At 66.1% G+C, this 14,651-nt stretch carries 12 protein-coding genes and 3 tRNA genes; 11 read left to right on the top strand and 4 right to left on the bottom strand.

Annotated elements, in window-relative coordinates; translation table 11 throughout:
- Window positions 1-8: 8 nt before the first annotated feature.
- The 3 genes from efp to ACOQFS_RS11925 form a co-directional block, all read right to left on the bottom strand.
- The gene (gene efp, locus ACOQFS_RS11915; protein ID WP_421563075.1) at window positions 9-563 is read right to left on the bottom strand and encodes an elongation factor P; all 555 of its coding nucleotides are present in this window, start codon (window positions 561-563) and stop codon (window positions 9-11) included.
- A gap of 153 nt (window positions 564-716) precedes the next feature.
- The gene (gene earP / locus ACOQFS_RS11920) at window positions 717-1,880 is read right to left on the bottom strand and encodes an elongation factor P maturation arginine rhamnosyltransferase EarP (RefSeq protein ID WP_421563076.1); all 1,164 of its coding nucleotides are present in this window, start codon (window positions 1,878-1,880) and stop codon (window positions 717-719) included.
- Window positions 1,877-2,773 carry a LysR family transcriptional regulator gene (locus ACOQFS_RS11925; RefSeq protein ID WP_421563077.1) on the bottom strand — a complete coding sequence of 299 codons (897 nt, stop codon included), beginning with the start codon at window positions 2,771-2,773 and terminating at the stop codon, window positions 1,877-1,879. Before ACOQFS_RS11925 ends, earP begins: the two co-directional genes overlap by 4 nt.
- Before the next feature lie 287 nt (window positions 2,774-3,060).
- On the opposite strand from ACOQFS_RS11925, the gene ACOQFS_RS11930 reads away from it, so the two are divergent.
- The 11 genes from ACOQFS_RS11930 to ACOQFS_RS11980 all read left to right on the top strand — a co-directional run bounded on the left by ACOQFS_RS11930 (window position 3,061) and on the right by ACOQFS_RS11980 (window position 14,144).
- Entirely contained in the window at window positions 3,061-4,290 is a 1,230-nt protein-coding gene (locus tag ACOQFS_RS11930; RefSeq protein WP_421563078.1) for a CaiB/BaiF CoA transferase family protein, read from the top strand.
- 115 nt (window positions 4,291-4,405) lie between these two features.
- The gene (locus ACOQFS_RS11935; protein ID WP_421563079.1) at window positions 4,406-5,386 is read left to right on the top strand and encodes a hydroxymethylglutaryl-CoA lyase; all 981 of its coding nucleotides are present in this window, start codon (window positions 4,406-4,408) and stop codon (window positions 5,384-5,386) included.
- A 46-nt stretch (window positions 5,387-5,432) separates the two neighbouring features.
- Window positions 5,433-6,413, top strand: coding sequence for a tripartite tricarboxylate transporter substrate binding protein (locus tag ACOQFS_RS11940; protein WP_421563080.1), 981 nt, complete (start codon window positions 5,433-5,435; stop codon window positions 6,411-6,413).
- A 60-nt stretch (window positions 6,414-6,473) separates the two neighbouring features.
- Entirely contained in the window at window positions 6,474-7,454 is a 981-nt protein-coding gene (locus tag ACOQFS_RS11945) for a Bug family tripartite tricarboxylate transporter substrate binding protein (RefSeq protein WP_421563081.1), read from the top strand.
- A 101-nt stretch (window positions 7,455-7,555) separates the two neighbouring features.
- On the top strand, window positions 7,556-9,559 hold the full coding sequence (gene uvrC, locus ACOQFS_RS11950) for an excinuclease ABC subunit UvrC (protein WP_421563082.1): 2,004 nt from the start codon (window positions 7,556-7,558) through the stop codon (window positions 9,557-9,559).
- Window positions 9,560-9,613: 54 nt separating this feature from the next.
- Window positions 9,614-10,180, top strand: coding sequence for a CDP-diacylglycerol--glycerol-3-phosphate 3-phosphatidyltransferase (gene pgsA, locus ACOQFS_RS11955; RefSeq protein WP_421563083.1), 567 nt, complete (start codon window positions 9,614-9,616; stop codon window positions 10,178-10,180).
- 74 nt (window positions 10,181-10,254) lie between these two features.
- Window positions 10,255-11,340: a tartrate dehydrogenase gene (locus ACOQFS_RS11960; RefSeq protein WP_421563084.1), complete on the top strand. Its 1,086-nt coding sequence runs from the start codon at window positions 10,255-10,257 to the stop codon at window positions 11,338-11,340.
- Between the two features lie 326 nt (window positions 11,341-11,666).
- Window positions 11,667-11,939, top strand: a complete 273-nt coding sequence (locus tag ACOQFS_RS11965; RefSeq protein WP_007858657.1) for an HU family DNA-binding protein — start codon at window positions 11,667-11,669, stop codon at window positions 11,937-11,939.
- A gap of 15 nt (window positions 11,940-11,954) precedes the next feature.
- Window positions 11,955-12,030, top strand: a tRNA-Val gene (locus ACOQFS_RS11970).
- 61 nt (window positions 12,031-12,091) lie between these two features.
- Window positions 12,092-14,020 (top strand): SurA N-terminal domain-containing protein, encoded by a 1,929-nt coding sequence (locus tag ACOQFS_RS11975; protein WP_421563085.1) that lies wholly within the window; start codon window positions 12,092-12,094, stop codon window positions 14,018-14,020.
- Window positions 14,021-14,068: 48 nt separating this feature from the next.
- Window positions 14,069-14,144: transfer RNA gene (locus tag ACOQFS_RS11980), tRNA-His, on the top strand.
- Between the two features lie 220 nt (window positions 14,145-14,364).
- Here the strand turns inward: ACOQFS_RS11980 and ACOQFS_RS11985 are convergent.
- A tRNA-Arg gene (locus ACOQFS_RS11985) sits at window positions 14,365-14,441 on the bottom strand.
- Window positions 14,442-14,651 lie beyond the last annotated feature (210 nt).

Genomic DNA, 14,651 nt, shown 5'->3' on the forward strand with positions numbered 1-14,651 from the left:
GAGGTGGTTTACACGCGCTTGCGGTATTCGCCGGTGCGGGTGTCGATTTCGATCTTGTCGCCTTGGCTGACGAACAGGGGCACAGGCACTTCAAAGCCGGTGGCGATCTTGGCGGGCTTCATGACCTTGCCGGAGGTGTCGCCCTTCACGGCGGGTTCCGTCCAGGTGATTTCGCGCTCGACGCTGGTGGGCAGTTCGACCGAGATGGCCTTGCCGTCGTAGAACACCACTTCAAGGGCCATGCCGTCTTCCAGGTAGTTCAGCGCGTCGCCCATGTTTTCGGCTTCGACTTCGTACTGGTTGTATTCGGTGTCCATGCACACGTACATGGGGTCGGCGAAGTACGAATAGGTGCAATCCTTCTTGTCCAGGATCACGTTGTCGATCTTGTCGTCGGCCTTGAACACGATTTCGGTGCCGAAGTTGCCGATCAGGCTCTTGAGCTTCATGCGCACGGTGGCTGCGCCGCGGCCGCCACGGGCGTATTCGGTCTTCAGGACCACCATGGGGTCCTTGCCGTGCATGATGACGTTGCCGGCGCGGATTTCTTGAGCGATTTTCATAGCGAGTTGCTTGGGTTGGGGCCGCTCAACGTGCGTGCGGGCAAACCGGCTGATCGGATCGGCTGGCTGCGCGCGTGGGCATGTACCGCGGCGAAAGTGCGCAGGGCGGGGGCACGGGGCGTGCCAAGCCTGATTTGCGCAAAGCCTCGGATTTTACCGTTTTTCGGCGACAAACCCCAAAAGTTGTGCGACGAGGCTGCCTTGCGCCAGCAGGCGGCTGCGGGCGTTCTCCACGCACCGCGTCCACTCGTCCAGGGTGGCCGCATCGGGCCAATGCAGCGGGCGGCTGTCGATGCCGTTCCAGGTGGCGTGAAACTGCCGCAGTGACGCGGGGGCCTGCAGCCAGTCGAGAAACGCGTAGAGCTTGTCGTGGTGGGCGTCGTCGTGCTGCGGGTAGATGTGCCACACGAGCGCGCGGCCCGCCCACAGCGCGCGCACCAGCGAATCCTCGCCCCGCACGGCGTTCAGGTCGCAGGCCCACAGCATGGCGTCAAACGCGGCCTGCGGGCGATGGGGCAGGTATGAAATGGATAGCTGCCCGCGCTGTGTGGACAAGCGCTGCGGGGCATTTTGACGGTGCCCGCCTTCGTCTTCATCCGCCGCGCCGCGCAGCGCCGCCCGCACGGCGGCGGCCGGGCGGCCGGGCGCCACCAGCAGTTCGGTGGGCACCGCCTCGCACTGCTGCAGCAGTTCGGGCAAGGCCGCCGGCTCATAGCAGAACAGCGACACCCAGCGCGTGCCCGGCACCTCTTCGCCCAGGCCATAACGGGCCCGGTGTGCGGCGCGCCACGCACGGGGGTCGAAGGCATGGCGTTCATCCACCAGCCCGGGCTCGCGCAGCAGCCCGCCCGTGGCCGGCGTGAAGCCGGGGTAGAAGAACCACCGCGTCCAGCCTGCGGCAGGGCCCGAGAAAATGGGCGAGGGCAGGCGGTGGTTGCGCTCCACATAGGCCTCGGCAGACAGGTATTCCAGGTTGATCCACACCGGTTGAGACTGTTTTTGGCCCTCAGCGCTTATCTGGTAAGCGCTGTAGGCTATGAATTCAGGAGCAATCTCACAGCCGAAGGCTTCCACCATCACATCCGGTGGCGGCGCGTCCGGGCCGGGCGGCGGCGCGTTCCAGGGGCGCACCTCCACGCCCTCGCAACCCTCGGGGGCCATCCATTGCAGCGCAGATGCATCGTCCACCCACAGCCGCACGCGGTGGCCGAGGGCCGCCAGTTGGGCCACCAGCCGCCAGCACACGCCGATGTCGCCAAAGTTGTCGATCACCCGGCAGAACACATCCCACTGCAGAGGGGGCAGGCGATGCGTCATGGCGCTGTGGGCTGCGCCCGCAGGTGCTCGACCAGCAGGCGCGCCACGGTGGAGAGCGATTCTTCGGACCGCACGCACAGCGCCAGCCGCCGCTGCGCCCAGGGCTCGTTCAGCGACACGGTGCGGAGGTTGAGCGTGCCCTGGTACAGCCGGGCGCTGCCGCGCGGCAGCACGCCCACGCCCAGCCCGGCGTTGACCATCAGGCACAGCGCGTCGTAGCTGGTGACCTGGATGCGCAGGCGCAGCGGCAGGCCGGTGGCGGCCGCTGCACGGATGAGCTGCTTGTTGATGGCGCTGCCCGGGTGCGCGCCCACAAAGTCGTAAGGCAGGGCGTCGGTCAGCGGCACGGACTTGCGCCGCGCAAGCGCGTGGCCCGTGGGCACGACCAGCACCAGCTCGTCCGTGCGGTAGGGCAGCAGCGTCACGCGCTCGCCGTAGTGGCCTTCGTTCAGGATGCCCACGTCCGCCGCGTTCTCGGCCACCGACTGCGCAATCGCGCTGCTGATCTGCTCCTGCAGCCGCACGTCCACCTGCGGGTGCAGCGCCATGAAGCTCTGCAGCCCCGCGGGCAAGAACTGCGTGATGGCCGAGATGTTGGCGACCACACGCACATGGCCGCGCACGCCGGTGCCGTACTCGCGCATCTGGGTGGCGATGCCGTCCAGGTCGTTGAGCACGCCGCGCGCCAGGTGCAGCAGCGCAAACGCGGCGGCGGTGGGCTCGGTGCCCTTGTTGCTGCGCGTGAACAAGGCCACGCGCAGCGTTTCTTCCAGATCTGCCAGGCGGCGGCTGACCGCCGAGGCCGCCATGTGCTCGCGCGCCGCAGCCGCAGCGATGGTGCTTTCCTCCATCACGGCCACAAAAAGGCGCAGGGAGACGGGGTCGAGTTTCATGGGCATGGATGGTAGCAAGCCGCCATGCCCGTTTGCGATGGCAGCTTCGTGCTTGAGCGATTTACGGCCCGGGTCCCGCTCCGCATCATTCGCGCCAACAGGCAGAGGTTGATGGTCTTTGGTGGATGGTCTTTTGCGCCCTCACTAGCCGTGTGGGCGGATGGCGGCCAGGCCAGGCGTAACGCCTCGCGCGGCCCGGCGTGATCGACTGCGGCGCCGCCGCAGGCTTTGACGTTCGCCATTGAAATTTGCCTTCGCATCACCCCTTGCAGGAGACACACCACCCCATGGATTCCATTGCTTCCCCCGCCGCACTGCAAGGCGTGCGCGTCATCGAAATGGGCCAGCTCATTGCCGGCCCCTTCTGCGGCAAGACGCTGGGCGAGTTCGGTGCCGAGGTCATCAAGATCGAGGCCCCCGCCGACCCCGAGCGGCCCCACGCGCCCGGAGGCGACCCGCTGCGCAACTGGCGCATGATCAAAGAAGGCACGTCCGTCTGGTGGCAGGTGCAGTCGCGCAACAAGCGCTCGGTGGCGCTGGACCTGCGCCAGAAGGAGGGCCAGGACATCGCCCGCCGCCTGATCGCCGACGCCGACGTGCTGATCGAAAACTTCCGCCCCGGCACGCTGGAGGGCTGGGGCATGTCGCCCGAAGAGCTGCACGCGCTCAACCCCGGCCTCGTGATGCTGCGCATCTCGGGCTACGGCCAGACCGGGCCTTACCGCGACCTGCCGGGCTTTGGCGCCATCGGCGAAGCCATGGGCGGCCTGCGCCACCTGACGGGCGAGCCCGGCCGGGTGCCGGTGCGCGTGGGTGTGTCCATCGGCGACACGCTGGCCGCGCTGCACGGCGCCATCGGCGTGCTCACGGCGCTGTACCACCGCAAGGTCAACGGCGGCCAGGGCCAGGTGATTGACGTGGCCCTGCACGAAGCGGTGTTCAACGTGATGGAAAGCCTGATTCCTGAATACAGCGCCTTTGGTGCGGTGCGCGAGGCCGCAGGCAGCGCGCTGCCGGGCATTGCACCGAGCAACGCCTATCCGTGCACCGACGGCTGGGTGCTGGTGGCGGGCAATGGCGACAGCATCTTCAAGCGGTTGATGGAGGCGATTGGCAGGCCCGACCTGGGCGCCGCGCCCGACCTGGCCCACAACACCGGCCGCGTGGCGCGCGTGGAAGAAATCGACGCGGCCATTGGCGCCTGGAGCGCGCAGCGCACGGTGCAGCAGGTGCTCGATGCCCTCGGCGCCGCCCGCGTGCCCGCCGGCAAGGTCTACACCGCCCGGGACATCGCCGAAGACCCGCACTACCGCGCCCGCGACATGCTGCTGACCCAGCAGACCCGCGACGGCTACACGGTCGAGGTGCCGGGCATCGTGCCCAAGCTCTCGGGCACGCCGGGCAGCATCCGCAGCAGCGCGCCGCATTTGGGCGATGACACGGATGCCGTGCTGGCCGAGGCCGGGCTCACGGCCGATCAGATCGCGCTGTTGCGCCGCAAAGGGGTGATCCAGTGACGCGGATTTGCTTCCGATCCCCCAGAACCGTTCGGGCTGAGCTTGTCGAAGCCTGGCGCGGCGCTTCGACAAGCTCAGCGTGAACGGACTTCGTATTTTTTGAAAGCATATTGGTATGAGTTCGTCCAACACCATTTGGCAGGGCGCAGGCCGCCGCATCCACCTGCAGGAAGTAGGCCTGCGCGACGGCCTGCAGATGGAGAAGGCCTTTGTGCCCACGGCCGACAAGATCGCGCTGTGCGATGCCCTGTCTGCCGCAGGCCTGTCCAAGATCGAGGTGACGTCGTTCACTTCGCCCACGGCCATCCCTGCGCTCAAGGACGCCGAGATCGTGATGCGCGAAATCACGCGCCGCCCGGGCACGGTCTACACCGCGTTGGTGCCCAACCTGCGCGGCGCCGAGCGCGCCATCGAGTCGCGCACCGACGAACTGAACCTGGTGATGTCGGTGAGCAGTACGCACAACATCGCCAACCTGCGCATGACGCAGGAACAATCGTTCGCGGCGCTCGCGCAGGTGATTGCCCTGGCGCAGGGTGCCTCGGTGGCCGTCAATGTGTCGCTGTCCTGCGTGTTTGGCTGCCCCATGGAGGGCGATGTGCCCGAGGCGCAGGTGTTCGGCTGGGTGCAGCGCTTTGTGGACTTGGGCGTGCGCGGCATCACGCTGTGCGACACCACGGGCATGGCCCACCCCGCGCAGGTGCACGCGCTCACGGCAGCGGCGCGCGCGCGCTGGCCCGGGGTGGAGTTCACCCTGCATTTCCACAACACGCGCGGCATGGGTCTGGCCAATGTGCTGGCGGCCATCGACGCAGGGGCCGACCGGTTCGATGCCTCGCTGGGCGGCCTGGGCGGCTGCCCCTACGCCCCCGGCGCGTCGGGCAACGTCTGCAGCGAGGAGGTAGCCCACGCGCTCGACTGCATGGGCTATGACACCGGGGTCGATCTGGCGCAACTGACGCAGGCGGCCCTGCGCTTGCCCGCGCTCATCGGGCACGACATTCCCAGCCAGATCGCCAAGGCCGGCCCGCGGCTGGCGCTGCACCCGGTGCCTGCGGATTTCGACGCCATCCGCACGCGGGCGCTGGCGCGCTGAGCCCCGCACAAAGCCTTTCTTCACCACAACGACAGGAGACAACCCCATGACCCGCTTCCCCACGGTATCCCGCCGCATCTTCACGGCCGCGGTGCTGTGCTGCGCCAGCCTTGCGGCGGCCGCGCAAGACAAGTACCCGTCCAAGCCCATCACCCTGGTGGTGCCCCAGGCCGCCGGCGGCGCCAACGACGCCATCGCGCGCGTGGTGGCGCAAAAGCTGGGCGAGCAACTGGGCCAGAGCGTGGTGGTGGACAACCGGCCCGGCGCCGGCGGCACGCTGGCCACTGCGGCCACGGCCCGCGCGCGCAACGACGGCTATACGCTGCTGCTGACGTCCGACAGCGCGCAAGTGGTCGGCCCTGCGCTGTACAAGAACCCGGGTTTCGACCCTGTGAAGGACTTCGCCCCCGTCGCGCCCATTGCCACGGCGGGCTATGTGCTGGTGGCGCACCCGTCGTTCCCGGGCAACACGGTGGCCGAGCTGGTATCGCTGGCCAAGGCCAGCCCGGGCAAATACTCCATCGCCTCGGCCGGCAACGGCACGCTGAACCACCTGATCGGCGAGATGCTGCAAAAGGCGGCCGGCATTCAACTGCAGCACATCCCCTACAAGGGCTCGGCCGCCGCCGCCACCGACGTGGTGGGCGGGCAGGTGCCGCTGTCGGTGCAAAGCCTGCCGTCGGCCATTGCGTTCATCAAGGCCGGCAAGCTCAAGGTGCTGGGCGTGGTCAACGAAAAGCGCGTGGCCGCGCTGCCCGACGTGCCCACCATTGGCGAGACCCTGAAGGGCTTTGGCCAGGCGCCCTGGTACGCGCTGTTTGCCCCTGCGGGCACGCCCGCGCCCATCGTCGCGCAGCTGCAGGCCGAGGTGGCCCGCGCGCTGGAGCACAAGGACGTGGTGGAGAAGCTGGCTGCCGTGGGCTGCGAGCCCTTCAAGGGCACCGCCGTGCAGTTGGGCGCCCTGGTGCAGGCCGACCTGCCCAAGTGGAGCCGCGTGGTCAAGGACACCGGCGCCACCGTGGACTGACCCGCCCCATTTCCTTTTCTTTTTCTTCCCTGGCAACAACACCCACAACGGAGACAACGCGTGACCCTGAACCGCAAACAATTCAACGCCCTGGCCCTCGCCGCCCTGGCCGCAGGGCTGGTCGGCAATGCTGCCGCCCAAGCCGCCTACCCCAGCAAGACCGTGACCATGGTGGTGCCCACCGCCGCCGGCGGCACCACCGACCTGTCGGCCCGCATGCTGGCGCAGGCCCTGGGGCCGGTGCTGGGCCAGTCGGTGGTGGTGGACAACAAGGGCGGCGGCAACGGCAACATTGCTGCCAGCATCGTCAAGCGCGCAGACGCCGACGGCCACACGCTGTTCATGCAGTACTCGGGCTACCACGTCATCTCGCCCCACATCACCAAGCAAAAGCAGTGGGAGCAGGGTGACTTCCAGCCCGTGGCCAATGTCATCTCGGCCCCGCAGATCATCGTGGTGCGGGCCGACCTGCCGATGAAGACGCTGCCCGAGCTGATCGCCTACGCCAAGGCCAACCCCGGCAAGCTCAATTACGCCTCGTCCGGCAACGGATCGCTGCAGCATGTGACCGGCGCCATGCTGGAGCAGCAGGGCGGCATCAAGATGGTGCACGTGCCCTACAAGGGCACCGGCCCCGCGCTGCAGGACCTGCTGGGCGGCCAGGTGGACCTGACCTTTGGCACCGCGCCGCCCTTTATGCCCCACATCGCCAGCGGCAAGCTGCGCGTGCTGGCGGTGACCGGCAAGGAGCGCCTGCCCAGCCTGCCCGACGTGCCCACCACCGCCGAGGCGGGCTACCCTGGCGTCAACGCCACGTCGTGGTTTGCGGTGTTCGTGCCCGCCGCCGTGCCCAAGCCCGTGTTGGACAAGCTCACCGCCGACATCCGCACCGTGGTGCAAAGCCCGGCCTTCAAGCAGAAGGCGCAGGAGCAGGGCGCCACGGCCGACTACCAAAGTCCGCAGCAACTGGGCGACAAGGTGAAGGCAGACCTGGCCGGCTGGGCCACGGTGGTGAAGACTTCGAAGATCGAAGCCGAATAAATTCAAGCAAAAATGGCCGCCAGCGCTTACTGGATAAGCGCTGATTGCTATTTTTTTGATAGTTTTCGGGCCGTGAGGTGCGCCGGGCCACAATACCCGCCATGTCCCATTCCGACGAACTGCTGGCACAGGTGGCCGCGCTGCCCGCGCTGCCCGGCGTCTACCGCTATTTCGACGCCCAGGGCGCGCTGCTCTATGTGGGCAAGGCGCGGCACCTCAAGCGGCGCGTGTCCAGTTACTTCACCAAGAACCATGGAGGCACGCGCATCGGCCACATGGTCAGCAAGATCGCGCGCATGGAAACCACCGTGGTGCGCTCGGAGGCCGAGGCGCTGCTGCTGGAGAACAACCTCATCAAGACGTTGAACCCCAAGTTCAACATCCTGTTCCGCGACGACAAGAGCTACCCCTATCTCAAGATCACCGGCACGCCGGGCGCCCACACGCGTGGCGAGGCGCCGGGCCAGGTGTTTCCGCGCATGGCCTACTACCGCGGCGCGGTGGACAAGAAGCACCGCTATTTCGGCCCCTACCCGAGCGCCTGGGCCGTCAAGGAAACCATTCAGCTGCTGCAGAAGGTGTTTCGCCTGCGCACCTGCGAGGACACCGTGTTTGCCAACCGCACGCGGCCCTGCCTGCTCTTCCAGATCAAGCGCTGCACCGGGCCGTGTGTCGACCTGATCTCGCCCGAGGCGTATGCAGCCGATGTGCAGCATGCCGAGGCGCTGCTGCGCGGCGAGACGCAGGAGCTGCTGCAGGCGCTGGAGCGGCGCATGATGGCTCACTCCGAAAAGCTCGAATTCGAGCAGGCGGCCGAGGTGCGCAACCAGATCCAGGCGCTGTCGCGCGTGCTGCACCAGCAGTCCATCGAGACCGCCGACGACAAGGATGTGGACATCCTGGCCGTGCGGGTACAGGGCGGGCGCGCCTGCGTGAACCTGGCCATGGTGCGCGGCGGGCGGCACCTGGGCGACCGGCCTTACTTTCCGGTGCATGTGGAAGACGCGGCCGCCGTGTTTGAAGAAGAGGGCGAGGAGGCGCCGGGCGGTGCAGCCGCCGCCCCGGCGCGGCCGGTAGAAGCGCTGGTGCTGGAGGCCTTCATCGCCCAGCACTACATCGGCGTGCCGGTGCCCCCCGTGCTGGTGACCAGCGTGCCGGTGGACAAGGCGCTGATGGAGGCCCTGTCGGACCAGGCCGGCCTGCGCGTGAATGCCATCCACCAGCCCCGCGAGCAGCGCCGCGCGTGGCTGGACATGGCGCAGAAGAACGCCGACCTGCAGCTGGCCCGCCTGCTGGCAGAAGAAGGCTCGCAGCAGGCCCGCACCCGCGCCCTGGCCGAGGCGCTGGACCTGCCGCCCGAAGACCTGGAGCAGCTCACCATCGAGTGCTTCGACATCTCGCACACGGCGGGCGAATCCACGCAGGCCTCGTGCGTGGTGTTCCATCACCACAAGATGCAAAGCAGCGAGTACCGCCGCTACAAGATCGAAGGCATCACCGGCGGCGACGACTATGCGGCCATGCGCCAGGTGCTCACGCGCCGCTACAGCAAGGTGGCCGAGGCCGCGCGCGAGGCGGGCGGCATCGACTTTGCCGCGCCGCCGCCGCCAGATACCGAGGCGGCGGCAGGCGCCGTCAAGCCCAAGGGCGTGGCCCGCCTGCCCGACCTGGTGCTGATCGATGGCGGCAAGGGCCAGGTGGGCATCGCGCGCGAAGTGTTCACCGCGCTGGGGCTGGACCTGACCCGCATCGTGGGTGTCGAGAAAGGCGAGGGCCGCAAGGTGGGCCTCGAAGAGCTGGTGTTTGCCGACGGCCGCGAAAAGATCTACCTGGGCAAGGACTCGGCCGCGCTGATGCTGGTGGCGCAGATCCGCGACGAGGCGCACCGCTTCGCCATCACCGGCATGCGCGCAGCGCGCGCCAAAGTGCGTGTGGGCGGTGGCCAGCTGGAGGAAATCCCCGGCGTGGGGCCCAAGAAGCGCGCGCGGCTGCTGCAGCGATTTGGCGGCGTGCGCGGCGTGGCATCGGCCAGCGTGGAAGACCTGGCCACGGTGGAAGGCATCTCGCGCGACCTGGCGGAAGAGATTTATCGCGCACTGCGCTGAAACGCTTTGATTTCCACCCCGGCCGCGCCCGCGTGGCATGACACAATCGCCGCCATGTTCTGGACGATCCCCACCCTGATGACCTGGACGCGCATCGTCGCGATACCTTTGATCGTGGGGGTGTTCTACGCGCCGCTGGACCCGGCCATGCGCAACCTCATCGCCACGGTGATGTTCATCGTGTTCGCCGCCACCGACTGGCTGGATGGCTACTTGGCCCGCAAGCTCAACCAGACCTCGTCGTTCGGCGCCTTCCTCGACCCGGTGGCCGACAAGTTCCTGGTGTGTGCATCGCTCTTGGTGCTGGTGCATCTGCAGCGCGCCGATGTGTTTGTGGCGCTCATCATCATCGGGCGCGAGATCGCCATCTCGGCCCTGCGCGAATGGATGGCGCAGATCGGCGCCAGCAAGAGCGTGGCGGTGCACATGATCGGCAAGGTGAAGACCACGGTGCAGATGGTGGCCATCCCTTTTCTGCTGTACGACGGGCGCCTGTTTGGCCGCATCGACACGGGCGTGTGGGGCACCTGGCTGATCTGGCTGTCTGCGGTGCTCACCGTGTGGTCGATGGTGTACTACCTGCAGAAGGCGCTGCCCGAGATCCGGGCTCGGGTCAAATAGATCATTTCAAGCATTTTGTGCCGCTAGCGCTTGCTGGATAATCGCTGGCAGCTATATTTTCAGGAGCGTTCGAGATGGCAAAGCACCGCATCGCCGTGGTGGCTGGCGACGGCATCGGCAAGGAAGTCATGCCCGAGGGCCTGCGCGTGATGGACGCCGCAGCGCGCAAGTTCGGCATCGACCTGCAGTTCGACCATTTCGATTTCTCGAGCTGGGACTACTACGAGAAGCACGGCAAGATGCTGCCCGACAACTGGAAGGACCAGATCGGCGGCCACGAAGCCATCTACTTTGGTGCCGTAGGCTGGCCCGAGAAGATTGCCGACCATGTCTCGCTATGGGGTTCGCTGCTGCTGTTCCGCCGCGAGTTCGACCAGTACATCAACCTGCGTCCCGCGCGCCTCATGCCGGGCGTGATCGCGCCCGTGGTGCGTCGCGACGGCAGCCCGCGCCTGCCCGGCGAGATCGACATGATGATCGTGCGCGAGAACACCGAGGGCGAATACTCGAGCATCGGCGGGCGCATGTACGAAGGCACGCCGCGCGAGATCGTGATGCAGGAGACGGTGATGTCGCGCCATGGCGTGGACCGCGTGCTCAAGTTCGCCTTCGAGCTGGCCCAGTCGCGCCCCAAGAAGCACCTGACCAGCGCCACCAAGTCCAACGGCATCGCCATCACCATGCCCTACTGGGACGAGCGCGTGGCCGAGATGGCCCGGGCCTATCCCGACGTGAAGGTGGACAAGTTCCACATCGACATCCTCTCCGCCCACTTCGTGCAGCGGCCCGACTTCTTCGATGTGGTGGTGGCCAGCAACCTGTTCGGCGACATCCTGTCGGACCTGGGCCCCGCATGCACCGGCACCATCGGCATCGCGCCCAGCGCCAACCTCAATCCCACGCGCAGCATGCCCTCGCTGTTCGAGCCCGTGCACGGCTCGGCGCCCGACATCGCAGGACAGGGCATCGCCAATCCCATCGGCCAGATCTGGTGCGGCGCGATGATGCTCGACTTCCTGGGCTACCGCGCCGCGCACGACGCCGTGCTGGGTGCCATTGAAGCCGTGCTCGACCCCGCCGCCGGCGGCCCGCGCACCCCGGACCTGGGCGGCAAAGCGACAACGCAGGACCTGGGCGTTGCCATTGCAAGCGTGCTGTAAGAAAGCCGCAAACAGCCCGCGCGCCCGCGCCAATCGTGGAGTGTCAATACGGAATGCTGCCCATACGGCGCGCATGAGACAAAAGCGCCTTGCGTGCCCGGCCAGCCAAGGAAATGCGAATAGAATTCATCACGACGCTGCCGCAAAACAGCGTGTTGTATTGACACCCGGAAACTCGATGGCTTTAATCTGATGCAGCAGCACCTGCTGTGTATGCCAGTCATTCCCCCGTCCGAACCCCACCAGCCCAGCGGGCTGCGCTTTTTGACGTGTGAAGGCCAGATATCCGCGAGACATTCCTTCAACTCTTTTCCGAGAGGCTTCTTGTGAACAAAACCGAACTGATTGAGCACATCGCTAACAACGCCGACATCTCCAAGGCCGCTGCTGCGCGTGCCCTGGAATCCACGATCGAGGCAGTCAAGAAGACCCTGAAGAAGGGCGGCACCGTATCGCTCGTCGGTTTCGGCACCTTCGCTGTGGGCAAGCGCGCCGCCCGCACCGGTCGCAATCCCCGCACCGGCGATACGATTAAAATCAAAGCTGCTAAAGTTCCGAAGTTTCGTCCTGGCAAGGCGTTGAAAGACGCCTTGAACTGAGGATCAGTTTAGGTGGGGTCCTTAGCTCAGTTGGTAGAGCGGCTCCTTTACACGGAGTAGGTCGGCGGTTCGAGACCGTCAGGACCCACCACCACCGAACAAAGGCGAACGCAAGTTCGCCTTTTGTTTTTTTGTCTTCTGAAAGATCGACCATGTTTGAATCCATCCGCAAGCACTCCAAGATCGTGATGATCTTCTTGTTCTTGCTGATCATTCCTTCGTTTGTGCTGGTGGGCATCGATAGCAACTACTTCTCTGAAAAGAGCCCGGTGGTGGCGCGCGTGGATGGAAACAACATCAACCAGACCGAGTGGGACAACGCGCACCGCATCGAGACCGACCGCCGGCGCGCCCAGTCCCCCACGGTCGATCCCAAGCTGCTCGATTCTGCGCAGGCGCGCTATGCCACGCTGGAGCGCCTGGTGCGCGACCGCGTGATGGCTGCAGCAGCGCGCGACATGCATCTGGTCACCACGGACGCGCGGCTTGCGCGCAGCCTGAACGACATTCCCGCCATCGCTGGCCTCAAGCGCGCGGACGGCACGCTGGACGCCGAGGCCTATCGCGCTCTGGTGGGCGCGCAGGGCCTGACGCCCGAAGGCTTTGAAGCCAACGTGCGGCGTGACCTCTCGGTGAGCCAGGTCATGGGCGGCGTGATGAACTCGGTGTTTGCGACCGATGCACAGATCAAGCTCGCGCTCGATCCGCTGTACCAGCGCCGCGAGATCCAGGTGGCGCGCTTCAACCAGGCCGACTTCGCCTCCAAGGTTTCGCCGACCGATGCCGATCTGGAGACCTATTACAAGGCCCATCCCGCGCAGTTCCAGCAGACCGAGCAGGCTGCGGTGGAGTATGTGGTGCTGGACGTCGACAGCGTGCGTGCCGGCATCACGCTCAACGAGGCCGATCTGCGCACCTACTACACCGAGAACCTCGCCCGTCTGGCCGGCAAGGAAGAACGCCGTGCGAGCCACATCCTCATCAATGCCTCCAAGGACGCGCCCGCCGCAGACCGCGAGAAGGCCAAGGCCCGTGCCACGGCCTTGCTCGAACAGGTGCGCAAGGCGCCCGGCACGTTTGCCGACGTGGCGAAGAAGTCTTCCGAAGACACGGGCTCTGCAAGCCAGGGGGGGGATCTGAATTTCTTCGGCCGTGGTGCCATGGTCAAGCCTTTTGAGGACGCCGCCTTCACGCTCAAGAAGGGCGAGATCAGCGACGTGGTCGAGACCGATTTCGGCTACCACATCATTCAAGTGACCGACATCAAGACGCCTCGCCAGCCCACGTTCGAGGAACTGCGCCCTTCGCTGGAGGCAGAATTGAAGCAGCAGCAGGCCCAGCGCAAGTTCGCAGAAGTGGCAGAGTCGTTCACGAACAGTGTGTATGAGCAGTCGGACAGCCTGCAGCCTGTGGCCGAAAAGCTCAAGCTGAAGATCCAGGCCGCCACCGGCGTGACCCGCACGCCAGCACCGGGCGCCACGGGCCCGCTCGCCAACGCCAAGCTGCTCGAAGCGCTGTTCTCCTCGGATTCGCTGCAGAACAAGCGCAACACCGAAGCGGTGGAAATCGGCCCCAGCCAGATCGCTGCCGCGCGTGTCACGACCTACACGCCCGCCCGCACACTGCCGCTCGAGGAAGTGCGCGCCCGGGTGCGCACCCTGTACGTCGCCGACAAGGCCGCGCAGCTGGCCCGCGCAGAAGGTGAAGCCAAGCTGGCTGCGTGGAAGGCCGCGCCAGGCTCTGCCACCGGTCTGGCGGCTGCCACCGTGGTGTCGCGCGAGCAGCCGCAGAACCTGCCGCGCTCGGTGATCGACGCTGCGCTGCGCGCTCCGTCCAACGAGTTGCCGCAGTGGGTGGGCGTGGACCTGGGTCCGCAAGGCTATGCGGTGGTCAAGGTCAACCGCGTCATCGAGCGTGATGCACCAGATGCGCAGCGTGCGGAGCAGGAGCGCCAACAATATGTGCAATGGTGGACGACGGCCGAGGGCCTGGCGTACTACGAAATGCTCAAGCAGCGCTTCAAGGTCCAGATCAAGGCGCAACGCCCTGAGGCCGGCGCACAAGGTACCGCAGAAAATTGATGATTTTGGCGCCGGGACAAAATTCCCGGGCTATAATACAAAGCTACGGTGGCTGTAGCTCAGTTGGTAGAGTCCAGGATTGTGATTCCTGTTGTCGTGGGTTCGAGCCCCATCAGCCACCCCAGTTTCAAAGCCCTGCAACGTTCGCGTTGCAGGGCTTTTTGCTTTGCGCTGCTCGCGCTTTGTGGCGGGCGAGACACCGCTGAAGGAGTTCTGCCGATGGGCGACTCAAGGGTCACGGACGCGCGGGCACGGCTGCGGGAAGCACGCGCGAATGTCGGTATCGGTGGTTGGAGGCGTGGTGAAAAACGGTGCGACTGTGCAGGGCGTTTGAGGAAAGTGCCTGGCCTGCCCGGAGGGACTCGAACCCCCGACCTATAGCTTAGAAGGCTATTGCTCTATCCAGTTGAGCTACGGGCAGATGGGTTTTCGGCAACATGCTGTGGCCTACTCACGGTGCGGATGGATCCGCGGCTGCAATGCGGGTTGCAGAGGCCGCATCATACCTCTGGCGCGGCGGTGGCCCGGGTGGGCGCCGCATGATTTTTGCGATGCAGCAGGGCTGAGAGCCTGTTCAATATCTTTTTGAAGATCGCATGGGAGTGCAATCGGTATGAGTGGATGCGCCGGG

It is taken from the genome of Paracidovorax sp. MALMAid1276, from assembly GCF_049198005.1.
Taxonomy (GTDB): Bacteria; Pseudomonadota; Gammaproteobacteria; order Burkholderiales; family Burkholderiaceae_C; genus Acidovorax.